Origin of the sequence: Pseudomonas sp. CVAP#3, assembly GCF_018986375.1 — a bacterium.
GTDB classification, from domain to species: Bacteria; Pseudomonadota; Gammaproteobacteria; order Pseudomonadales; family Pseudomonadaceae; genus Aquipseudomonas; species Aquipseudomonas helvetica.
In genome coordinates, this window is record NZ_JAHMSC010000006.1 from 44,870 (window position 1) to 67,712 (window position 22,843).

20 protein-coding genes and 1 tRNA gene are annotated in these 22,843 nt (G+C 59.7%); 13 read left to right on the forward strand and 8 right to left on the reverse strand.

Annotation, left to right across the window (positions count from 1 at the left end):
* The first annotated feature begins 7 nt into the window (after nucleotides 1-7).
* The 6 genes from KRR23_RS12445 (at nucleotide 8) to KRR23_RS12470 (ending at nucleotide 8,406) form a co-directional block, all read left to right on the forward strand.
* Nucleotides 8-1,519, forward strand: coding sequence for a YdgA family protein (locus KRR23_RS12445; protein WP_216742738.1), 1,512 nt, complete (start codon nucleotides 8-10; stop codon nucleotides 1,517-1,519).
* 259 nt (nucleotides 1,520-1,778) lie between these two features.
* On the forward strand, nucleotides 1,779-4,247 hold the full coding sequence (pgaA, locus tag KRR23_RS12450) for a poly-beta-1,6 N-acetyl-D-glucosamine export porin PgaA (protein ID WP_216742739.1): 2,469 nt from the start codon (nucleotides 1,779-1,781) through the stop codon (nucleotides 4,245-4,247).
* Nucleotides 4,248-4,259: 12 nt separating this feature from the next.
* On the forward strand, nucleotides 4,260-6,260 hold the full coding sequence (gene pgaB / locus KRR23_RS12455; protein ID WP_216742740.1) for a poly-beta-1,6-N-acetyl-D-glucosamine N-deacetylase PgaB: 2,001 nt from the start codon (nucleotides 4,260-4,262) through the stop codon (nucleotides 6,258-6,260).
* A gap of 1 nt (nucleotide 6,261) precedes the next feature.
* Nucleotides 6,262-7,620, forward strand: a complete 1,359-nt coding sequence (gene pgaC / locus KRR23_RS12460) for a poly-beta-1,6-N-acetyl-D-glucosamine synthase (protein WP_216742741.1) — start codon at nucleotides 6,262-6,264, stop codon at nucleotides 7,618-7,620.
* On the forward strand, nucleotides 7,617-8,129 hold the full coding sequence (gene pgaD, locus KRR23_RS12465; protein WP_216742742.1) for a poly-beta-1,6-N-acetyl-D-glucosamine biosynthesis protein PgaD: 513 nt from the start codon (nucleotides 7,617-7,619) through the stop codon (nucleotides 8,127-8,129). Before pgaC ends, pgaD begins: the two co-directional genes overlap by 4 nt.
* Nucleotides 8,130-8,229: 100 nt before the next feature.
* Entirely contained in the window at nucleotides 8,230-8,406 is a 177-nt protein-coding gene (locus KRR23_RS12470; RefSeq protein WP_216742743.1) for a hypothetical protein, read from the forward strand.
* On the opposite strand, the gene KRR23_RS12475 is transcribed toward KRR23_RS12470, so the two are convergent.
* Nucleotides 8,407-9,006, reverse strand: coding sequence for a hypothetical protein (locus KRR23_RS12475; RefSeq protein ID WP_253912063.1), 600 nt, complete (start codon nucleotides 9,004-9,006; stop codon nucleotides 8,407-8,409). It abuts the gene before it with no gap.
* 192 nt (nucleotides 9,007-9,198) lie between these two features.
* Here KRR23_RS12475 and KRR23_RS12480 point away from each other — a divergent pair, with 192 nt between their 5' ends.
* A complete protein-coding gene (locus KRR23_RS12480; protein ID WP_216742744.1) occupies nucleotides 9,199-9,498 on the forward strand; it encodes a type II toxin-antitoxin system Phd/YefM family antitoxin in 300 nt (99 codons plus the stop codon).
* 20 nt (nucleotides 9,499-9,518) lie between these two features.
* The gene (locus tag KRR23_RS12485) at nucleotides 9,519-9,803 is read left to right on the forward strand and encodes a type II toxin-antitoxin system RelE/ParE family toxin (protein ID WP_253912078.1); all 285 of its coding nucleotides are present in this window, start codon (nucleotides 9,519-9,521) and stop codon (nucleotides 9,801-9,803) included.
* A 253-nt stretch (nucleotides 9,804-10,056) separates the two neighbouring features.
* Here the strand turns inward: KRR23_RS12485 and KRR23_RS12490 are convergent, their stop codons facing one another.
* Complete coding sequence (locus KRR23_RS12490; RefSeq protein ID WP_216742746.1) at nucleotides 10,057-10,932, reverse strand: sterol desaturase family protein; 876 nt, start codon at nucleotides 10,930-10,932, stop codon at nucleotides 10,057-10,059.
* Nucleotides 10,933-11,001: 69 nt separating this feature from the next.
* On the opposite strand from KRR23_RS12490, the gene KRR23_RS12495 reads away from it, so the two are divergent.
* On the forward strand, nucleotides 11,002-12,000 hold the full coding sequence (locus tag KRR23_RS12495) for an AraC family transcriptional regulator ligand-binding domain-containing protein (protein WP_216742929.1): 999 nt from the start codon (nucleotides 11,002-11,004) through the stop codon (nucleotides 11,998-12,000).
* Nucleotides 12,001-12,189: 189 nt separating this feature from the next.
* Here the strand turns inward: KRR23_RS12495 and KRR23_RS12500 are convergent, their stop codons facing one another.
* The 4 genes from KRR23_RS12500 to KRR23_RS12515 form a co-directional block, all read right to left on the reverse strand.
* Nucleotides 12,190-12,432: a hypothetical protein gene (locus KRR23_RS12500; protein ID WP_216742747.1), complete on the reverse strand. Its 243-nt coding sequence runs from the start codon at nucleotides 12,430-12,432 to the stop codon at nucleotides 12,190-12,192.
* A gap of 12 nt (nucleotides 12,433-12,444) precedes the next feature.
* On the reverse strand, nucleotides 12,445-12,945 hold the full coding sequence (locus KRR23_RS12505; protein ID WP_103319461.1) for a hypothetical protein: 501 nt from the start codon (nucleotides 12,943-12,945) through the stop codon (nucleotides 12,445-12,447).
* A gap of 34 nt (nucleotides 12,946-12,979) precedes the next feature.
* A complete protein-coding gene (locus KRR23_RS29105) occupies nucleotides 12,980-13,381 on the reverse strand; it encodes a hypothetical protein (protein WP_253912064.1) in 402 nt (133 codons plus the stop codon).
* A gap of 105 nt (nucleotides 13,382-13,486) precedes the next feature.
* Nucleotides 13,487-13,563, reverse strand: a tRNA-Arg gene (locus tag KRR23_RS12515).
* A 349-nt stretch (nucleotides 13,564-13,912) separates the two neighbouring features.
* Here KRR23_RS12515 and gabD point away from each other — a divergent pair.
* The 3 genes from gabD to KRR23_RS12530 all read left to right on the forward strand — a co-directional run bounded on the left by gabD (nucleotide 13,913) and on the right by KRR23_RS12530 (nucleotide 18,182).
* Nucleotides 13,913-15,355 carry an NADP-dependent succinate-semialdehyde dehydrogenase gene (gene gabD / locus KRR23_RS12520; RefSeq protein ID WP_054595050.1) on the forward strand — a complete coding sequence of 481 codons (1,443 nt, stop codon included), beginning with the start codon at nucleotides 13,913-13,915 and terminating at the stop codon, nucleotides 15,353-15,355.
* Nucleotides 15,356-15,553: 198 nt separating this feature from the next.
* The gene (gabT, locus tag KRR23_RS12525; protein ID WP_216742748.1) at nucleotides 15,554-16,831 is read left to right on the forward strand and encodes a 4-aminobutyrate--2-oxoglutarate transaminase; all 1,278 of its coding nucleotides are present in this window, start codon (nucleotides 15,554-15,556) and stop codon (nucleotides 16,829-16,831) included.
* 136 nt (nucleotides 16,832-16,967) lie between these two features.
* A complete protein-coding gene (locus KRR23_RS12530; protein ID WP_216742749.1) occupies nucleotides 16,968-18,182 on the forward strand; it encodes a response regulator in 1,215 nt (404 codons plus the stop codon).
* A gap of 142 nt (nucleotides 18,183-18,324) precedes the next feature.
* Here KRR23_RS12530 and KRR23_RS12535 read toward each other — a convergent pair whose 3' ends face one another.
* Both KRR23_RS12535 and desA read right to left on the reverse strand, forming a co-directional pair.
* Nucleotides 18,325-19,314: a sensor domain-containing diguanylate cyclase gene (locus KRR23_RS12535; protein WP_216742750.1), complete on the reverse strand. Its 990-nt coding sequence runs from the start codon at nucleotides 19,312-19,314 to the stop codon at nucleotides 18,325-18,327.
* A gap of 245 nt (nucleotides 19,315-19,559) precedes the next feature.
* Nucleotides 19,560-20,738, reverse strand: a complete 1,179-nt coding sequence (desA, locus tag KRR23_RS12540) for a delta-9 fatty acid desaturase DesA (RefSeq protein ID WP_216742751.1) — start codon at nucleotides 20,736-20,738, stop codon at nucleotides 19,560-19,562.
* A gap of 148 nt (nucleotides 20,739-20,886) precedes the next feature.
* On the opposite strand from desA, the gene dibA reads away from it, so the two are divergent.
* On the forward strand, nucleotides 20,887-22,806 hold the full coding sequence (dibA, locus tag KRR23_RS12545; RefSeq protein WP_216742752.1) for a phosphodiesterase DibA: 1,920 nt from the start codon (nucleotides 20,887-20,889) through the stop codon (nucleotides 22,804-22,806).
* Nucleotides 22,807-22,843 lie beyond the last annotated feature (37 nt).

Genomic DNA, 22,843 nt, shown 5'->3' on the forward strand with positions numbered 1-22,843 from the left:
GTCATTCATGAATAAATCAGCAGGCGTGCTTCTGGGAATCGTCGTTGCCATCGGTGCAATCAGCGCCGGCGGCGCCTGGTACACCGGTACGAAACTGGAAGGGGTGCTGCAAACCTCGATCGTCGATGCCAACAAAGAGCTGCAAACGGCGATGGTCGGCTCCAAAGGCACCGCGACCCTGGAACTGGTGTCGCTGGATCGCCAGTTGTTCAGCAGCACCGCGCACTACCGCCTCAAGGGCCAGGGCGAAATGTTCGGCGAGAACCCTGAAGGCGTAGAGCTGCTGTTCGTTGACCATATCGAACACGGCCCGTTGCCATTCTCGCGCCTGGTGTCGCTGAAATGGCTGCCGGTCATGGCCACCAGTCACTACTCGCTGGAAAAGACCCCGACCACCGAGAAGTGGTTCGCCGCCACCAAGGATGCGTCTCCACTCAAGGGTGTGGTCAACATCGGCTATGACCGTGCTACCAGCGGCAACCTTGAACTGCTGCCCGTCGAAACGGCACTGGACGACAAGTCCACGTTGAAGTTTTCCGGTCTGAACATCGACGTGTCGGCCAGCGCCCAGGCACAGAAGGTCAAGGCTGACGGTTACATGGACAGCCTCACGCTGACCAGCGTTGCCGAAGATCAGTCCCCGGTGAAAGTCGAGTTGAATGGCCTGACCCTGGCCAGCAACCTTAGCAAAAGCAGCTATGGCTACTACCTGGGGGAAAATGTCGTCGAGCTGACCAGCACCAAGACTACCTTTGGCGACAAACAGTCGGTGATGACCTTCAAGAACACTGAAATGAAGAGTTCCACCACCGAGTCCGGGACCAACGCAGCCGGTCGTGCCGATTACAAGATTGGCGAAATCGCCCTCAACGACAAGGCCCTCGGCTCGGCGCAAATGGCCTGGAGCATGAAAAACCTCGATATCCCGTCGACGCTGTCGCTGGTACAGATCTACCAGAACAAACTGCAGCCGTACGAAGCGGCCGCCGCGGCTGCTGCCGCTGCGGGTGAACCAGCGCCCGAACTGAAGCTGACCGACGCCGAACAGGCACAGGTCAAGGCGGGTCTGGAGACGTTGCTGGCCGCCCAGCCACAAGTTGCGCTGGAGAACTTTTCGTTCTCCACCCCGAACGGTGAAAGCCGTGCCAGCCTGGTGATTGACCTGACCAAGCCGACATCGCTGGACCTGCCACCCGACCAGTTGGGCAAGCAATTGATTGCCCTGCTGGACTTCAATCTGAAGATCTCCAAGCCGATGATCACCGATCTGGTAACGGTGCAGGCGCAGATGGAAGGCCAGACCGACGTCAAAGCCGTTGCCGAACAAGCCGCTGCGACCAGTGACATGGTCAGCAGCATGGCTGTCGGTACGCAACTGGCGACGCTGGACGGCAACAACATCGTTTCCAAACTGCACTACGCCAATAATCAGGTGGACTTCAACGGCCAGAAGATGACCGTCGAACAGTTCGTCGGTTTCGTGATGAGCAAGCTCGGTACCACTGGCACTGTCCAGTAAACACCACGCACCACACAACACCCTCGGCGGCCAGTCTGGCCGCCTCGGCAAAACGCCCAGCCTTCGCTTTCGCGGAGGACTGGGCGTTTTGTTTTGTAGGACGATTCTGAAGAAATATGCGGATTTGTCTTTTGCCAAGCGTCGCCATGGAAGACTGCATCGCAGGATAGCTTGGCTGTGTCATAAGGCACTGGCCGCCTGAGGAGTAGCGCTCAGGGGAACCCATCGCTCCAGCTCTCCTCGTACAGGAAGCTTGCGAATGTTGCGTACCCTACATCCCCACCTGCGCCCGATGATTTGCGCGGCGTTGTGCAGTCAATTGCTCTGGCCGACGCTGGCCTTCGCCGATAGCGCCTACGACGGCCTGATCCGTCAGGCGCGAGCCGGTCATTACAGCCCGGTACTGAGCGTGCTGCGCCAGGTTCCCGACAGCCAGTTGACGACCGGCCAGGTCAGCGATCATTTACAGATCGCCAGTTGGGCCGGTCTCGATAGCGAAGTGGTCGAGGTCTATGAAGCTCACGGACACAACCGGGTATTGCCAATCCAGGCACTGACCGCCACTGCCCGTGCCTACCGCAATCTCAAGCGTTGGGACTCGGCCTCTGCGCTGTACCGCAAGGCGTTGGCGCTTGAGCCCAACAACGCTGATCTGCAACTGGGGCTGGCGCTGACCCAGGCTGACGCCGGCAAACCTGAAGAGGCCGTCAGCCGCGCCAAAGCCCTGGTCGCGGCCAAACCCGAGGATCCGGCCCGCCGGCTGGCGCTGGCGTATGCCTTGACCCGCGCCGGGGCGGCCTATGACGCGCTGTTCCAATACGATCAGGCGTTCGTTCGGGCCGGCAACAACCCGGATGTTGCCCGCGAATACGTCTTTGCCTTGCAACGTGCACGCTTGCCGGAGCCGGCCTTGCGCCTGGCCCGTCAGCGTCCGGGGTTGATCGACCCGACGGTGCTGCGGCATATCGAAGGCGATGTGGCGGCCGAGCGGGTGCGTCTGGCGGAACTGGCCACGCGCAGCGAAAAAGAACGTTACGTCATCGCCGACCGTGCGTTGGCCGATTACGACCAATTACTCAAAACCTGGACCCCGGACGCGCAAGCCCACGACGACGTGGTGCGCTGGCGCATCGACCGCATGGGCGCACTCAAGGCCCGTGCACGCACCGCCGAGGTCATTTCTGGCTACCAACAGCTGATCGGCGAAGGCGCGAAGATTCCGACCTATGCGCTGCGCTGGGTGGCCGCCGCCTATCTGGATCAGCGTCAGCCCGAGGTCGCTGTCGATCTGTATCGTCAGGTGTTGTCGGCACCGGATGCCGATGTCGGCGACCGCCTCGAAGACAGCACCGCGCTGTATTACGCCCTGCTCGAAAGCAATCAGCCGGTAGAGGCGCGCAAGTTTGCCGAAACCCTGGCACAGAGCCAAAAGCCACGGATCGAGCTCAAGGGCCAGCCCGTGGGCGATCCGAATGACAAATGGATGGACGCACAACAACTGGCTGCTCAGGCCGGCAGACATGGCGCCGATTTGCCCTCGGCTGAGCAGCGGCTCGCGGCGTTGGTTGATCAGGCGCCGGGCAATGTCGGTTTGCGTCTGGCTCAGGCGGATCTGTACCGCGCTCGCGATTGGCCACGGCGCGCCGAAACCCAGCTCAAGGAAACCGAAAGCATGGCGCCGCGGGATGTCGGCCTGGAAGTCAGCCAGGGCTACACCGCGCTGGATCTTCAGGAATGGCGTCAGCTCGATGTGCTGACCGATGACGTCGGTGCGCGCTTCCCGGATAACCGTCAGGTGCAGCGTCTGGAGCGCGTGCGCAACGTGCACGACATGGCCGAGTTGCGGGTGTCGACTTATGGCGGCAAGAGCTATGGCGGGGGAAGCAGCGGTGCTGGCGCTGTGACCGGCAGCCGTGATTTTGGCATTGAAAGCGTGCTTTACAGTCCGCCGATCGATGAGGACTGGCGGTTGTTCGGCGGTGCCGGATTCGCTACCGGCGACTTTCAGGAAGGCACCGGCTATCACCGCTGGCAACGCGTGGGCGTCGAGCGGCGGACCCGCGACATGACCCTCGACGCGGAAGTCTCCAATCACTCGTTTGGCTACGGCGACAAAACCGGTGCGCGCGTGGCGCTGGCCCGCGACTTCGACGATCACTGGCAGTACGGCGCCAGCCTCGATTATCTGTCGGCCAACACGCCACTGCGCGCCTTGAACAGCGATGTTACGGCCAACGGCGGCAGTGGCTTTATCCGCTGGCGCGCCAACGAAAGTCGCGAGTGGAAACTGGCCGTCAGCCCGTCGCACTTCAGCGATGGCAACAACCGCCTCGAAGCATTGCTGACCGGGCGCGAGGGCGTGTACCGCGCGCCGGGCGTGCAGGTCGATCTCGGCCTGGAAGTCGGCAGCAGCCACAACTCGAAGAATGAAGACGTGCCGTATTTCAACCCGAAATCCGACTTCAGCGTGTTGCCGACAGTCAGCGTCAACCACGTGCTTTATCAGCGTTACGAAACCTCCTGGAGCCAGCAGTTCCAGGCCGGTGCGGGGACCTACAGCCAGCGCGACTACGGCACGGGCGCCATCGGTTTGCTCAGTTACGGCCAGCGCGTCAGCTGGAACGACGTGTTCGAGGCAGGTGCCGCGTTGAGCCTGCTCAACCGGCCCTATGACGGCAATCGCGAAAGCGATCTGCGCCTGGTCATCGACCTCACTTACCGCTTCTAGAAGAGTTTGATCATGTCTGGAATCACACGCTGCATCCTGCTGCTGGGCGTCATGCTGCTCACCGCTTGCGCCCAGCAGGCCCCAGCCTTCACGCCGCCATCACAGCGACCGGTATCGGCCAATGAAAAGCCTTGGCCGAAAAACCATGTGCTGGGCATTGCCTACCACGATGTCGAAGATCGCGACCCGGATCAGGCTGTCGTTGCCGTCCGTACCGAGCGGCTGATCGAGCAGCTCGCCTGGCTGCGCGAGAACGGCTACACAGCCGTCACCGTCGACCAGATCATGGCGGCGCGCAACGGCGGCCCGGTGCTGCCGCCCAAGGCCATTTTGCTGAGCTTCGACGATGGCTATTCGAGTTTCTACACCCGGGTCATGCCGGTGTTGCGGGCTTACAACTGGCACGCCTTACTGGCGCCAGTCGGGGTCTGGGTCGATACGCCACTGGATAAACCCGTGGACTTCGCGGGCACCCAGCGTAAGCGTTCGGACTTCCTGACGTGGGCGCAGATCACTGAAGTTTCGAAGTCTGGGCTGGTGGAAATCGCCGCTCACACCGACGCCAGCCACAAGGGCATCCTCGCCAATCCGCAAGGCAACCTCGAGCCTGCGGCGGCGACTCGTCGTTATGACGCGGCGACCGGGCGCTACGAATCAGAAGCCGATTTCCAGGCGCGTCTGCGCAAAGACGTGGTCACCATCACCGAAAAAATCCGCAAGGCCACCGGCTACAAGCCGCGTGTGTGGGTCTGGCCTTATGGCGCGGCGGATGGCACCGCGTTGCAGGTCACCAGTTCCGAGGGCTACCAGATGGCCCTGACCCTCGACGACGGCCTCGATTCACTGAACAACCTGATGAGCAGTCCGCGCTTTCTGGTGGCTTCCGATCCGGATGGCGAACACTTCGCCAACAGCATCGTTGCGGTGCAATCCGACGCGCCGATGCGCGTGGTGCACGTTGACCTGGATAACGTCTACGACCCGGACCCGATTCAGCAGGACGCCAACCTCGGCAAGCTGATCCAGCGCATGGCCGACATGGGCGCCAACACGGTGTTCCTGCAAGCCTTCGCCGACCCTAAAGGCGACGGGCTGGTGCATTCGTTGTATTTTCCCAACCGCCATTTGCCGGTACGCGCCGACATCTTCGACCGCGTCGCCTGGCAACTGCGCACTCGCGCCCACGTCAAAGTCTTCGCCTGGATGCCGGTGCTGAGTTTTGCACTGGATCCGGCCTTGCCGCGCGTGACCCGTTGGAATCCAGCTACCGGCCAGACCTCGGTTGACCCCGGTCAGTACCGGCGCCTGTCGCCGTTCGACCCGAACGTGCGGCGGATCATCGGTGAGATTTATGAAGACCTGGCGCGCCTGAGCTCGGTCGACGGCATCCTTTACCACGACGATGCGCTGCTCTCGGATTTCGAAGACGCCAGCCCGCAGGCGCTGAAGGTTTACGCGGCGAACGGCTTGCCTGACTCGATGGCTGCCTTGCGTGGCGATCCGGCGACACTGCAACGCTGGAGCCGTTTCAAGAGCCGCTACCTGATCGACTTCACCCACGAACTCACGGCCAAAGTCCGCGCCATTCGCGGGCCGCAGGTGCAGACCGCGCGCAACCTGTTCGCCGAACCGATGCTCAACCCGTCCAGCGAAACCTGGTTTGCGCAGAACCTCGACGACTTCCTTGGCGCCTACGACTGGACCGCGCCGATGGCCATGCCGCTGATGGAAGGCAAGAGCCGCGAGCAATCCGGCGCCTGGCTGGAAGCGCTGGTGGCGACCGTTCGATCCCGCCCCGGTGCACTGGACCGCACGGTGTTCGAGCTGCAGGCCCGCGACTGGACCCGCAAGGACGCCGCCGCAGAGCTGAAGGGCGAGCAACTGGCGGACTGGATGGGTCGCCTCAAACGTCAGGGCGCGACCAGTTTCGGCTACTACCCGGACAACTTCCTCGAGAACCAGCCGGACCTGAAAACCGTGCGTCCTGCGCTCTCCAACAAGTGGAATCCTTAACATGCTGGACAGACTGCTGGCCCTGCTGGTTCTGGCGATCGTGCTGGGGATTCCCCTGGGCGTGATCTTCCTGGTCACCGGGCAATTTTTGATGGACTTCGTGTTTTTCTATCCGCTGTTCATGTCCGGACTGTGGATCGCCGGTGGCCTGTATTTCTGGCTGCACTGGGAGCGCCACTGGCCGTGGAAGGACGACACGCTGCCACCGCCACTGGCCGGTGAACCGCTGATTTCGATCCTGATCCCTTGCTACAACGAGGGCGATAACGCGGCCGATACGATTCGCGCCGCGCTGGGTCAGCATTACCCGAACATCGAAGTAATCGCGATCAACGACGGCTCCAAGGACAACACGGCCGCCGTCCTCGATGCCCTCGCTGCCGAAGACCCACGCTTGCGGGTGCTGCACCTGGCGGAAAACCAGGGCAAAGCGGTGGCACTGCGCATGGGCGCGATTGCCGCGCGCAGCGAGTATCTGGTGTGCATTGACGGCGACGCTTTGCTCGCACCGAACACGGCGGCCTATCTGGTGGCGCCGATGCTCGACAACGCGCGACTCGGCGCGGTGACGGGCAACCCTCGGATTCGAACCCGTTCGACGCTGGTCGGGCGTGTTCAGGTTGGCGAGTTCTCGTCGATCATCGGTTTGATCAAGCGCACCCAGCGGGTCTTCGGGCGGATTTTTACTGTGTCCGGGGTGATCGTGGCGTTCCGTCGTTCGGCGCTGCATCGGGTCGGCTATTGGAGCCCGGACATGATCACCGAAGACATCGACATCAGCTGGAAGCTGCAACTGGATCACTGGAGCATCTTCTACGAGCCGCGCGCACTGTGCTGGATCCTGATGCCGGAAACCCTGTCCGGGCTGTGGAAGCAACGTCTGCGCTGGGCCCAGGGCGGCGCCGAAGTGCTGTTCAAAAACATCCGCGGCATCTGGCAGTACCGCCATCGCTACCTCTGGCCGCTGCTGTTCGAGTACTGCCTGTCCACCGGCTGGGCCTTCACCTTTTTGCTGTCGGTGATTTTCTGGGGCGTGGGCAAGTTCGTCGACATGCCGGCCGCCATTGCCGTGCACCACTTGCTGCCGCCGGCCTTCACCGGATTGTTGCTGGCGATGGTCTGCCTGCTGCAGTTCGCGGTCAGCATCCTGATCGACCGTCGCTACGAGCGCGGGCTATGGAAAACCATGTTCTGGGTGGTCTGGTACCCGCTGGTGTTCTGGTTCATCAGTCTGCTCACCACCCTGGTCAGCTTCCCCAAAGTGCTGTTTGGCCAACACCAGAAACGTGCCCGCTGGGTCAGCCCGGACCGTGGCATCAAACCCTTGAACGACGACGATGAAGAGGCTATCGGCCAATGAACATCATCAGAACCCGTCAACGGCCATTCCTGGTGGTCATCGACGCCTTTTTCACCGTGTTGGCCTGGGTCGGCTTGCTGTATTTACTGGTGCGCGGCCTCTGGCCGTTGCTCGATCCCCAAGAGGGACAGCGTGTCGAATCGTCGATGCTCGACGCCCTCGGCACGTTGCAAATCTACCTGTGGGTGGCGCTGCTCAACGCGGTCATCCTGATCGGCTGGGCGCGTTATCAGCAGCGTAAAAGCAAGAGCTTCGCCCAGCGTCGCTTGCCGGCGCCGGTGGTTGACGACAATGGCTTGAAACAGAGCTTCAAGCTGACCGGCGAACGGCTGGTAAAGCTGCGTCATCCGGGGATCATGGTTATCCACAACGATGAGGCCGGCGACGTCAGCCACGTGGTCACACGCTTCCTGCTCATCAACCCGCAGATGCAAAAGCAACTGGACCCGCCTGCATCACTGGCGGAACAACAGGCAATGCTTGCGACGGATCGGGCACAGCCGATGTGAGGTTTTGCGCGGGGATTGCGGTCCGGGTGTTCAGGGCATTGGCGTCGTTCGTTGAAAGCGAGCACTATCAAGCCAATTACTGGTGCGTTGGAGGCCAGCTGTGACACAACGAATTGACCGCATTGCCCAATTGCTCAACTGCCCGATCAAGGGCGAAGACATGCGCCGGGCGATCACTGAAGCGCGCAAGGACTTTCTTCTCGACGACGATGAAGAGGATGACGACGAGGAGGAGCCTGCCGAGGTGGACGTCGCGGATGAGTCATCCAAGGCATGACTACCACCAGCTGCGGTTGCTCTCCAGTTCGCCCCTGCATTGCCGGAGTTGCCAGCCATAATCTTTCGCCTGTTGCTCAACCTTGCGCGCTACCTGCATCAGCCAGGGTTTCTGTAGATAGGTCTGGCGACTGAACCCGCCACGTCCTTCGTGGTAGGCAAGGTACTGGCTGTAGGCATCCCACTTGGAAACACCCAACTGACGCTGAGTACCGGCAACGTACCAGCCGACGAACATGATCGCGTCGTCAAAGTTGTCACGCGAACCACCGTTGCCGGTCGCGCTCTTGTACTCGCCCCACACCGGATCCTGCGCCTGGGCATAGCCGTATGCCGAGCTGACCCGTCCCCAGGGAATAACCCACAAAAAGTAGTAGCGAGGGGGCAGGGCATCGTGCACAAAGCTGCTTTCCTGCTTGATGATCGCCATCGCCACATGCGGCGGCAGGCCCCAGGCCTTCTCCATCTTTAGCGAATCTTCGTACCAGGCCGGGTATTGGCGGTAGATGCTGCAAAGGTTGCTTTGCTCTCTTGGCGGTGTCGTCGAGCAACCCGCCAACAAGCCCAAGGCGATGAGTACGACTAAAAAACGTCCGTGCAAAAAACACTCACTTGGCGTTTGGCCAATCCTTATCGGTTAAATAGGGTGCCCGATACTGCGTCGCGTTTTTGCTCTGGCGCGATGTGCAAATCGGTCCCTTGGTGTGGCTGGCAGTTGGTCTGAAGTGCGTTGACCCTTGCGCTCTAAATCGAGCACTATCAGGTACCTTTTTAAGTACCTTGGAGCCTGCTCATGGAGCAACTACTCGCTAGCCGCTCAGTCAGCATCACGGAACTCAAGCGCAGCCCAAGCACCGTGATAGAGCAGGCGGGCTCCGAGCCCGTCGCAGTGCTCAATCATAACCGCCCAGCGGCCTATCTTTTACCCCAAGTGGCTTATCAGCGGCTTTTGGACCGGTTGCAGGCTGCTGAAATACGCGAAGCGATAGCCGCCAGCCGCAATGACCCACGTCCAGCGATAGACGCCGATACGGTATTTACGGAGCTGGATACACTGATTGATCAAGTCGCTGCCGAGCAAAATCGTTCGTGAGGCAGCTGTTGTTTTCCGCGATGGCGCGAGAGGATCTGCAGAATATTGCCCGTTACATTGCCCGGGACAATCCTGCCAGGGCCCGAACGTTTGTCGGAGAGCTGCGCCAGCGTTGCTTGTTGTTGGTCGAGCAGCCTGATCTTGGTGTTGCTCGGGATGACTGCGCTAAAGGCTTGCGTATGCTCAGTCACCGTCGGTATCTGATCTTTTATGGTTTGACCGAGAAAGACATCCTCATCGAGCGAGTGCTGCATGGCGCACGCGATCTAGGGCGTCTATTTGAGTCTGGAAACCAAGATCAATAACTTCCTGCGCTTTGCAGCATTTTCCCATCACGCATAAAAGAGCCCCAGTCCCTGAAGACTGAGGCGTTTTCGTTAAAATCTGACGTTGCAAGGTTTGTTCTCGGCGGCAGTTGTTCGGTAAAGCCGAACAACTGCATTTTCCGCGAGTTCGCCCTCGGCGAAGAGGTGGCTGACATGTTCGCTGATGGCCGACTATCTTTCTCAAGAGGTCGACAGGTGATCCTCATTCCTTGCATCTGAAACAAATTCGAACTCAAGACCCGGGCAAAATTGAGTGCGTTTTTTTCTCCTGTTTGAGATCGCCTTGCCGCACACGCTTTGGCGAACGAACCAGCGGCCAGAACAGCTCTTGCTGCCACGTCACCGGATGCAAATCCTCAATGCCATAGGTTGAGGGGCGACGCCGGGTGATCTTGGCCGTACCGAACAGCACGTCCCAGAAGAACAGCAGGTTGCCGAAGTTTCCCTTGTAGTGGGTTACGCCGTCATTGGCGTTCAAACCATGATGGGCCGCATGGGTGGCGGGGGTCGAAATGGTTCGCTCGAGGACCCACATCAGCGGACGCAAGGCCGGAATGCGGTAGAGTTTTTCATCCCAGGCGACGCTGCTGTGCGCGGCGAAGATCACCGTCATCTTGACGATCAAGTAACCGTAGTAAACCGGTGCCAGGCCCAGGTAGATGAGGGCTCCGGACAGCCAGATACCTGGCATCAGCAGGTAGTAAAAGCTGTTGTTTCGGTAAACGATGCGAATGCTCATGTAGGGCGCCGAATGGTGAGCGCGATGCAGGGCATAGAGAAACGGCAGCCGATGGGTCAGGCGATGCCACCAGTACTGGGTCAAGTCATCGAACAGCAGAAACAGCCCGAGGCCCGCCACCCAGTGAATATTGGCCAGGCTGTTCTTGAGTTGAGGGGCCAGAGCGCCGAGCAACAGGTTGCTGAGGAACATCACCAATGGAAAGGTGACACCCAGCAGGAGCGATGAACCAATGACCTCGATCAGCGTATCGCGGCGCTGTCCTTTGGGGTGGCGGAAACAGGCGCACGCAATTTCCAGCAGGATGAAACCCAGAAAAATCCCGGCGACGGCCAGAATTGGATTGTTGACGAGCATTATTGTATTCATGGCAATCTCGAGTCAGGCCCGACTTGGGCATTGCCTGAGCAATAAGAAACCATGAGCCTTCCGGACAACATGTGCGAAATGGACAAAATCACTCGAGAAGAGGCCAATCAGCCAGCCCGCCGGTTTCATCGGGGGCAGCTCGGGCAGGTTCTGGAACGTGTACTGCATAAGCAGACACGCAGTAACCGACGCGATTACAGCCTGCTTGAGCTTGAGCAATTGTGGACGGCGGCGGCACAACAAGATCCTGCCATTGGTCTGCACCTGTTCGCCGGGTTCACGCCGCAGGACTGCCACGAGCTGACGTACATCTGCATGTATTGCCCGGACGTCAGCGCAGCTATCCAGTGCTGGTGTGACTATGCGGGGCTGGCGTCGGACATGGACAGCGTCAAGCTGATCAACGATGCCCATGGCCTGGGCGTAGAGCTGCGTATCGACGCCCCCGCCAAACTGGCCCGCTACGTGGTGGAACATTACTGCGTGATGGCCGTGACCCAGCTGCGCAAAGCCACGGGCGAGCCTGTCCGGCCGGTGCTGGCTCACTTCGCCCATCCGCGACCAACCTACCACGCCGAATACGCCCGATGGTTCGGGGATAACATCGTGTTCGAGTGCGCGCATAACTGCCTGTATTACGACCCGAGCGTCTTGCGGTTACCTTTGCTGACGCGACACGACGGAATGGCAGAGTTGTTGCGCAGTGAGATGGACCGACGGATCGCACGGCATCTCCAGCTCAATGGCTGGACCGGGAAAGTCGCGGCCGGCATGCGACAAAGCCTGGCGCGCGGCGTGGTACCCAGCCTGGAAAATCAGGCAGAGGCTCTGCACCAGAGCCCGCGTACCCTGCGCCGGCGCATGGAAGAGCAAGGCATGACGTTCCGCCTGTTGCTGGATCTGGTGCGGGCCGAGCTGGAACAGCATCTTGAATTTCTGGGTGAGAACCGCGCGCAAATTGCCAGTCAGCTGGGTTATGGGGACCTGGCTGCGTATCTGCATGCGCGTAAACGATGGCGGCGTGAGCCATTTGACGATCGCATTCGCGATGTCGAGGCGGGTAGATAACGCAGAGAAAGTGAAACGACTTGTGCGCGGCGGGTGTGAGTCGCACCAGCTGCATACAGTCGGTCGTTATAAGGTGCTCTTAATAGTCAGACTGCGCCTGTAATGCATTGACCATCACCAAAACGGCAGCAATCGGCCTACGGCAGTCAGCCTGCTTCAATCGAAGGCAGGCCCCCTTTTTACATCGCTTCAGCCAACCTCCACAAACCGCCGCCTGGTCACGAACAGCCCCGCGCCCACCGGCACGGCAAGGACCGACATCAATCCCAGGTCAAAGCCCAGCAACTGGGCCTGGCTCACTGCAACGCAGCCGATTGCGCCAGCCACCACCAGCGTCACCCCTAGCCACTTGCGCAGCGGGTACGGCTTAAGAAACCGATCAAGTAGAAAGGCCAGCGCCACGACGATGACCGTCTGGGTAATTTCGGACATGTGCAGCCCCACTCAGGTCTTGATGATCAGGGATTCGGAGGAGCGCTGTGGGCCAATCCCACCATTGACCTGCGCCTGGATGCTGACGATTACGTCGCCAGCATGGTAGGTGGGCAGAGTGTCATTGACGTACGAGCGCACACCCGCCGTTACAACAGTACCTGCGGCGAAACTGCCTACAGGCCCGGCTAAACCGCCCACAGTACCGGCAGTGCCACCGAAGGCGGAGGCGGCCAGGTTGGCGAGTTTGGTGCGTTGGGTATCCAGGGCGTCGGCCTGTTGTCGGGTCAGCGGCTTGGAGATGCCGATCATCATCACGCACGGCAGGTTCTTGGCCTGCATCTTGTCGTACACCTCTACGACCTTGCTGTTGACCTGATAGTGGGCGCTTTTCGCTTCGCCAAAATGAAGCTCGCGCAGGCGGCCGCGCTCGCTGTCGGTGAGGGTGATCTGTGAGACGTTGAAGACGATCCCGTGCGGGGTCATGTATTGGAAAGTCCCTTCGGCCTTCATTGCGAGCATCCTTTCGAGCAAAAGGGGGGATTCTCTATAAACAGCGCCCAAGATGCAAACCACCACTTTGCTGGCAGGTCGCGGCTTGATGGAAGAAAACCCGCAATTGATCTGGGCCTCGCACTATCTGAATGCTGAATCGCCCCGGCTTTCCTGGACACCTTTGAGCGTCTGCTATTGGCTGCAGACTCAACCGGTAACCGTGACGAGCGACCGCGCAGACGTAACGATCAATGAGTTGATGAAAGGCAGTGCGTTCAGCCTCGACGCGAGAGACAAAAATGCCTCGGTCGATTTCGCTTTCGATCATGCGTGCCCAGGCTTGGGCATCGGATTTGGTTTCGAAGGTTTTTCTTTGGGCTGGATAGCCCTTGCGACGGATTTGCGCTTCCCACTGATACTCGCCACGACTCCTGATTGTTGCCAATTCGACCATTCCCGCCACCGTGTGAGTGCGGCAGGTTTGTGGCAAAACGACGTTCAGGACCAGGACAGGTTTTTATCAGGAGCGCTATTCCCTTGTCATACAAGGGAAAGAAGATGGTGCACCAGGCGGGATTCGAACCCACGACCCCTGCCTTCGGAGGGCAGTACTCTATCCAGCTGAGCTACTGGTGCAATGCGGGCGCCATGATACTCATATGCGCTGCGGGCGTCCATGCTGCTGAATAGCCTGATGTTTCATGCCCGCTGAGCGGGTGTTTACTACGTTGATCAGAAAAATAGGGCAAATGCGGCGTTTTCGTTCTTTTTTTCGAACAGCCTATTGTCCTTTACCCCCTTTGATCCTAGGATTCGTTTGAGATTTCAAACGCTCTTGTCTGGGTGCTGAACCGCACGAGCTTCAATAGTGCGCTATTTATGTGCTTCAGCCCGGTGAATGATTTCCCTGACGGCAGCCTTCAAGGCGCCTTTCAACAATCATAATTTGCTCCGCGCGTGCGCGGTGCTGTTAAGGAAAGCCGACATGCAGCTTAAAGACACCCTGTTGTTCCGCCAGCAAGCCTTCATTGATGGCGCCTGGGTCGATGCGGACAACGGTCAGACGATCAACGTCACCAACCCGGCAACGGGCGAAATTCTGGGCACCGTGCCGAAAATGGGCGCTGCCGAAACCCGCCGTGCCATCGAAGCCGCTGACAAAGCGCTGCCGGCCTGGCGTGCACTGACCGCCAAAGAGCGCGCGAACAAGCTGCGTCGCTGGTTCGAACTGATCATTGAGAACCAGGACGACCTGGCTCGCCTGATGACTCTGGAGCAGGGCAAGCCATTGGCCGAAGCCAAGGGCGAAATCGTTTACGCCGCATCCTTCATCGAATGGTTCGCCGAAGAAGCCAAGCGCATCTACGGTGACGTGATTCCGGGCCACCAGCCAGACAAGCGCCTGATCGTGATCAAGCAGCCGATCGGCGTGACCGCTGCGATCACCCCGTGGAACTTCCCGGCTGCGATGATCACCCGTAAAGCCGGCCCGGCCCTGGCCGCAGGCTGCACCATGGTGCTCAAGCCTGCTTCGCAAACGCCTTACTCGGCCTTTGCCCTGGCTGAACTGGCCCAACGTGCCGGTATCCCGAAAGGCGTGCTGAGCGTTGTGACCGGCAGCGCCGGCGACATCGGCAGCGAGCTGACCAGCAACCCGATCGTGCGCAAGCTGTCCTTCACCGGCTCGACCGAAATCGGTCGTCAGCTGATGGCTGAATGCGCCAAGGACATCAAGAAAGTCTCCCTGGAACTGGGCGGTAACGCACCGTTCATCGTGTTCGACGACGCGGACCTGGATAAGGCCGTCGAAGGCGCGATCATTTCCAAGTACCGCAACAACGGCCAGACCTGCGTCTGCGCCAACCGTCTGTACATTCAGGATTCGGTGTACGACGCGTTCGCTGAAAAGCTCAAAGTGGCCGTGGCCAAACTCAAGATCGGCAACGGTCTGGAAGAAGGCACCACCACCGGTCCGTTGATCGACGGCAAGGCCGTGGCCAAGGTTCAGGAGCACATTGCCGATGCCCTGAGCAAAGGCGCGACCCTGCTGGCCGGTGGCAAGGTGATGGAAGGCAACTTCTTCGAACCGACCATCCTGACCAACGTGCCGAAAAGCGCTGCTGTGGCCAAGGAAGAAACCTTCGGTCCATTGGCGCCACTGTTCCGCTTCAAAGACGAAGCCGAAGTGATCGCGATGTCGAACGACACCGAGTTCGGTCTGGCCTCGTACTTCTATGCGCGTGACCTGGGTCGTGTGTTCCGTGTGGCTGAAGCCCTGGAATACGGCATGGTCGGTGTCAACACCGGGTTGATCTCCAACGAAGTCGCGCCGTTCGGCGGCATCAAGGCCTCGGGTCTGGGCCGTGAAGGCTCCAAGTACGGCATCGAAGATTACCTGGAAATCAAATACCTCTGCCTGGGCATCTAAGCTCGAAAGACATAAGCCCGGGAAGGCATTGCTTCAAGCACAAAGGGCACGAGAGCGCTGTCCCTTTGTGTGTTTCAAAAAGATTTTTATCTGTGGCCGGGAAAGCTGTGGCAGTCGATCATCGCATGCTGCCGTAGTTGCCTCCCCGCCACGTATTCCTTGGACCACGCCGCCCGATGAGCGGTGAATGAGGACTTTATGAGCAAGACCAACGCATCCCTGATGAAACGCCGCGAAGCCGCTGTACCACGCGGTGTTGGCCAGATTCACCCGATCTTCGCCGACTCCGCGAAGAACGCCACCGTGACCGACGTTGAAGGTCGCGAGTTCATCGACTTCGCCGGCGGTATTGCCGTGCTGAACACCGGTCACCTGCACCCGAAAGTCATCGCGGCCGTAACCGAGCAGCTGAACAAACTGACTCACACCTGCTTCCAGGTACTGGCTTACGAACCGTACGTAGAACTGTGCGAGAAAGTGAACGCCAAGGTTCCTGGTGATTTCGCCAAGAAAACCCTGCTGGTGACCACCGGTTCCGAAGCCGTGGAAAACTCCATCAAGATCGCTCGTGCTGCCACTGGCCGTGCCGGCGTGATCGCCTTCACCGGCGCATACCACGGTCGCACCATGATGACCCTGGGCCTGACCGGTAAAGTCGTGCCTTACTCGGCTGGCATGGGCCTGATGCCAGGCGGCATCTTCCGCGCGCTGTACCCGAACGAACTGCATGGCGTGAGCATCGACGATTCGATCGCCAGCATCGAGCGTATCTTCAAGAACGACGCCGAGCCGCGTGACATCGCTGCGATCATCATCGAGCCGGTTCAGGGCGAAGGTGGTTTCTACGTCGCACCTAAAGAGTTCATGAAGCGTCTGCGTGCCCTGTGCGACCAGCACGGCATTCTGTTGATCGCTGACGAAGTGCAAACCGGCGCTGGCCGTACCGGCACCTTCTTCGCCATGGAACAGATGGGCGTTGCAGCCGACCTGACCACCTTCGCCAAATCCATCGCTGGCGGCTTCCCGCTGGCCGGTGTGTGCGGCAAGGCTGAATACATGGACGCCATCGCTCCAGGCGGCCTGGGCGGCACTTACGCTGGTAGCCCGATCGCTTGCGCCGCTGCACTGGCGGTGATGGAAGTGTTCGAAGAAGAGCACCTGCTGGATCGCTGCAAAGCGGTCGGCGAGCGTCTGGTCACTGGCCTCAAAGCCATCCAGGCCAAGTACCCGGTGATCGGTGAAGTGCGTGCCTTGGGCGCAATGATCGCGGTTGAACTGTTCGAAAACGGCGACAGCCACAAGCCTAACGCTGCAGCCGTCGCCAAAGTCGTGGCCAAGGCACGCGACAAGGGGCTGATCCTGCTGTCGTGCGGCACTTACGGTAACGTGCTGCGTGTACTGGTGCCGCTGACTGCACCGGACGAGCAACTGGATAAAGGTCTGGCGATCATCGAAGAGTGCTTCTCCGAGCTCTGATTGCCCAGTGTGACCTGATCGACAAAAAACCCGCTTCGGCGGGTTTTTTTTGTCACTTGAAACACATCGGCGGCTTTTGCGCTGTATCGAATGGCCAGCATTGTCTAAGGTGCAAGCATTGTCTCGGAGTGAACTGATGACCGCTGTTGATTTACCGGCTGTGCCACGAGTGCTGATTGCCGAGGCTGACCCTTGGTCTCGAGACCTGCTCAAGCAGGTGTTGCTGCACGTACGCTGCGATGTGCGGCTGGATCTGTGTGCCGATGGCCAGCAGGCGCTGGAGTTGTTGAGTGAAAATCCTTATGACCTGGTGATCGCCGATTGGGAGCTTTCCGGTGTCGATGGCCCGGGTCTGCTGCGCAGCGTGCGTCAGCGGCGACGTAACCCGGTGTTGCCGTTCATTCTGATGAGCAGCCGCAACGACAGCGCCAGTGTGCGCGAGGTATTGCCGCTGGCCCCGACGGCCTATCTGACCAAACCCCTGAACATGGAAGGTCTGACTCAGCGCCTGCAGGACTTGCTCCTGAGCGCCGGCCAGACGGTTTCCTGCGACGTCCCGGCGCTGGCGCCCGATATGACCTTGTCGACCTTCCTTGAGCGTCGGCGTGAGTTGGCGGACGGCGCGCCGTTGCTCACTGACGTGCAACTGGCGGTCAAGCGCAGCCTGAACCCCAATGGCCTCGATCTGAAGCTGCTGGAGGAAGAAGTGCGCACTGACCCGCAGATCACTGCGGTGCTGATCGCCGCCGCCAACAGCGCCTCGCAGCACCTTGGCGATACCGTGCAGACCGTGTCGCAGGCCTTGCATCGCCTGGGCACCGGACAAAGCATGAACCTGATCCTTGGCCTGGCCCTCAAGCGCAGTGCGAAGTTGAGTGATCCGTGCCTGGCCGATTACGCCGAGCGTTACTGGGAGCTGTCACTGCACACCGCCGAATATGGGCGGAGCCTGGCGCGCTTGCTCGATCTCGATCAGGAGCGTTGCTATTGCGCTGGCATGCTCCATCGCCTCGGCGATCTGGCGCTGTTACGTTGCTTGCAGGAGTGGATACAGGCGGGGGGCGAACTGGACGAGTTGGAAGAGGTCGGCGACGCGCTGGCTGAATTTGGCGCGGCCTATGGGTCGGCGTTGCGTACTCGCTGGCGGCTTCCGTTGGAGTTGCGAGAGCTGATTGCGGCGGTCTATCAGCTCGGTGGCGGGGTTTATTCCCGTGAAGCGCTGGTGATGAACCTGGCGGCGCAACTCGCTCGCCTGACCGAGCATGAAGGCGTTGAAGAACTGGCCAAAAGCCGAACGGCGCGCCTGCTCAAAATCGGCCTGCCGGAACTGATGCGCCTGCGCAAAAAGTAGGAGCAAGGCTTGCCGCGGTGATCGTTCCCACGCGCAGCAAAGGAATGCCGCCCGGGACGCTCCGCGTCCCTTCACAGGCGTGACGCAGAGCGTCACAGGATGCATTCCCACGCGGGAGCGTGGGAACGATCGGCGCTCAGCTTCAGCCGGAGGTGATGCAGTTCTTGCCCTGGCGTTTGGCTCCGTACATCGCGGCGTCGGCGCGGGTGTACAGGCTGTCGATGGCTGCATCTTCTGCCGTGAGGCTGGTCAGGCCCAGGCTGACGGTGATACCGAAGGTCTGCCCGCCATGGCTGAAACTCAAACGCTGGATTTCCTGTTGCAGGCGCTCGGCGACTTGCCTCGCCATCTCTGGCGCGCAGCCAGGGAATACCGCTGCAAACTCTTCACCGCCAATGCGCCCGAACAGGTCACCACGGCGCAATGCGGCGCGTCCGCATTCGGCGAGTTGTTGCAGCACTTGATCGCCTTGCTGATGGCCGTACGTGTCGTTGATGAGTTTGAAGTCATCGATATCCAGCAACAGAAACGCCAGCGGAGAACCTTGCAGGCGAGCCTGTTCGAACTCGTGGCTGGCGCATTCGAAGAAGTGTCGACGGTTGCTGCTTTGGGTCAGCACATCGGTGGTGGCGAGGCGTTGCAGCTCGGTTTCCAGCTGCTTCTTTTCGGTAATGTCCTCGGCGAAGCCGACTACGATCAGCGGTTGCCCGGGTTCGGCCTGACGATTGATGAAGCACTTGTCGCTGAGCCAGCGCACTTGGCCGTCGGCGGCGAAGATTCGGTATTCGCGGTCTTCAACTGCGCCTTTTTCCAGCACTTGGGCAAGGCTGCGTTCGGCATAGTCCAGATCGTCCGGGTAAACGCTGTCGCGCCATTGATGATAGTCAGCCAGCAGCAGGCCGGCCGAGCGACCGAAAATCCGTTCATAGGCCGGGCTGACATACAGCACCTGACGTGTTTCCCAGTTGAAAGCCCAGAGAACGGCATTGACGCTGACCAGCAACGAACTGAACAACTGTTCACGCTCGCTCAGGCGCGCGACCTCACCTTGAGCATGCATCAAGGCCATCAGGGTTTGCGCGGCCTCGGGCCACTGTGGGTAGGGTAGGTCTTCCAGGTTCTTATTGACCATCGGCACAACTCTCAAAGGGCGTGCCGCAAGTTCGATAGCGGCCACAACAAAGCCCGCCTGGATGGCGAAGTGCTCTTTGAGATAGGGGATTTTGAGCTTAGTTCCCGGTTTTTGTGGCAAGGGAGCTTGCTCCCGCTGGGCGGTATACCGCCCCAATCTGGCGACTACGTTTTGTCAGTTAAAACGTGTCGCCAGGATTGCGAATGCTCTGCATTCGAGCGCGAGCAAGCTCGCTCGCCACAGGGTCAGGCGGGGCGCAGCGAGTAGGTTTTCAACTGGTGGGCGAAGTCGCGCAGCGATTGAATACCGCTGGCTTCGGCTTCGTGGACCCAGTCCTTGATCGCCGCCAGCATGTCATGGCCATTTGAGCTGGTCTTGATCCAGATCTGCTGCAAGGCCAGACGTTTCTCGTAAATTACCTTCAGCGCCTGGCTGTGCTCGAGCATGGTCTGAATCCGCACATGGTGCTTGTCATCCAGCAGGCTGGTTTCACGCGAGAGCAGGCGCTTGGCGCGATGGAATTGATGGCGAACCGAATGGTCGACCTTTTCCAGCTCTTGCTTGACCAGCGGGCCGATCACCAGCTTGCGGTACTGGGCCATGATCTGGAAGCGGTTGTTGAGGATCGCCATGGCAGTGTCCATGTCCAGGCTGCCTTTGCCTTCGACACGGTGGGCGATCGGTGCAACCCGCTGAACCTTGGCCAGGCGCAGGAAGCTGAAGACCTGGATCCACGCCCAGCCGAGGTCGAATTCCCACTTCTTCACCGACAGTTTTGCCGAGTTGGGGTAGGTGTGATGGTTGTTATGCAGTTCTTCACCGCCGATCAGAATGCCCCAGGGCACCAGATTGGTCGCTGCATCACGGCATTCGAAGTTGCGGTAGCCAACGGCATGGCCCAGGCCATTGACCACGCCAGCGGCCCAAACCGGGATCCACATCATCTGGATTGCCCAGATGGTGATGCCGATAGTGCCGAACAGCAGCAGGTCGATGACGGCCATGATCGCCACACCCAGCAGCGGATAACGGCTGTAGAGGTTGCGTTCGATCCAGTCTTCAGGGCAGTTCTTGCCGTAAATGCGCAGGGTTTCGGGGTTCTCCGCTTCGGCGCGGTACAGCTCGGCACCTTTGCGCAAGATCGTGGACAGGCCTTTGATCACCGGGCTGTGCGGGTCGTCGACGGTTTCGCATTTGGCGTGGTGCTTGCGGTGGATGGCAGTCCACTCGCGGGTGTTCTGCGCCGTGGTCAGCCACAGCCAGAAGCGGAAAAAGTGTTTCAGGCCGGCATTGAGCTCAAGGGAGCGATGGGCTGAATAACGATGCAGATAAACCGTGACGCCCACGATGGTGATGTGGGTCATTAACAGGGTGACTGCCACCAGTTGCCAGGGCGACAAGCCGAGTAAACCTTCGTACCACATAGGCTGTATGGCCCTCGATAAAGAAAAAAACAGCTGGCGCATTATCACTCAGCACACAGATAAAACCAGTCGCCCTTTCAGATAAGAGTGGCTGGATGTTTCTTTAATCTATAATTCCAACCTTTTTTGTAAGGCCATGGACGACCGAATGTCTGCTTCTTATCGCGACGCCTTGCGTGCAGCGCTGCTCTACCTGGTGTTTTCTGTCGCTTGGCTGAAATTAACTGGTTATTTATTAACCAATTTATTCGATGAATCCGCTGATCTTCAGCGATGGCAACTGATCAACGGTTATGTCTGGGTGGTGCTTAGCGCCGGGTTTATTTTCATTGCCCGGGCGCATTTGCTGTGTTTTCTCGGGATCGGCGCCAAATTGCGCCACCGTAACGAAGATCGCACTCGATTGCGCCAGGCGCAGGCGGTGTTCGATTGCACCCGTGAAGGGGTGTTGGTCACTGATCGCCAGAGGGTGATCGTCCATGTCAATCGGGCCTTTATGGACATCACCGGTTATCAGGCCGAAGAGGTGTTGGGCCAGAGTCCCAGCCTGTTCAAGTCCGGCCATCATCCGCCGGATTTCTATCAAGCAATGTTCGAGAGTCTGAAACGCACCCGCGAATGGAGCGGCGAGATCTGGAACCGGCGCAAAAGTGGTGAAATTTATCCGCAATGGCAGACCATCCGGATTATTCACGATGACCACGGCCAGTTGAGCCACTATGTGGCGGTGTTTTCCGACATCAGCGCGATCAAGAACTCCGAGCACGAACTCGCGCATCTGGCGCACCACGACCCGCTGACCGAACTGCCCAATCGCCTGCTGTTCAGCGATCGTGTCGAACAGGCACTGGCCTCGGCGCAGATCCACAAGCGCGGGTGCGCGTTGCTGATGATCGATCTGGACCATTTCAAGATGATCAACGACAGCCTCGGGCATAACGTTGGCGATCAACTGCTCAAAGCGACGGCGGTGCGTCTGCAAGGCCTGTTTGGCCCCGGTGTTACGCTGGCGCGTTTGGGTGGCGACGAGTTTGCCGTGTTGGCCGAGAACTGTCCGCAAGTGGTGCAGGCTGCCGCGTTGGCACAGCGGATCATTGAGGGCCTGAAAGAGCCGTTTTTCATCGCAGCTCACCCGTTGTTCATCAACGCCAGTGTCGGTATCAGCCTGTTCCCCAGCGACGCGCTGAGCGCCGAACAATTGCTGCGCAATGCCGATTCTGCGTTGTTCAAGGCCAAGAGTTCGGGGCGCGACGGTTATGCCTTGTACACCGAGGAGTTGACCGCCCACGCCCAGCACCGGGTCGAGATGGGCTTCGAATTGCGCCGAGCGCTGGAGCAGCAGGAGTTGCGAGTGTACTACCAGCCGGTGCATGACCTCACGACCCGCCGTTTGATCGGCGTTGAAGCGCTGGTTCGCTGGCAGCATCCACAGCGGGGGCTGGTGCCGCCGGGTGAGTTCATTCCGATTGCCGAACGCACCGGGTTGATCGCCGAGATTGATGCCTGGGTGATGCAACAGGCCTGTCAGCAGATGTGTGCCTGGCAGAACGCCGGGGTGGTGTTGTCATTTGTTGCGGTGAACGTTTCTACCCGCCTGTTTGCCCGGCGCGAACTGTTTGAGCGGGTTGCCCAAGTGCTGCACGACACGGGATTGGACCCGGCGTGCCTGGAGCTGGAAGTGACCGAAAGCGCAGTGATGGACGATCCGGAAGTCGCGCTGGAACAAATGCACCGCTTGCGCGAACTGGGCGTGCGGCTGGCCATCGATGACTTTGGTACCGGTTATTCGTCGCTGCTGCGACTCAAGCGTCTGCCGGTGCAGAAACTCAAGATTGACCAGGGCTTCGTCGCTGGCTTGCCGTTAGATGAGGACGATGCGGCGATCGTCCGGGTGATCATCGCCCTCGCGCAAAGCATGGGCATGCAGGTGCACGCCGAAGGCATCGAGCAGGTCGAGCAGGCGGCGTTTTTGCTCGAACAGGGGTGCGATCTGGGGCAGGGCTATTGGTTTGGCCGGCCGATGCCGGCTGAGGAACTGGACTGGGCGCGAGCCCCGGTGATTCGCTGAAGGCTCTTGTGGCGAGGGGGCTTGCCCCCGTTGGACT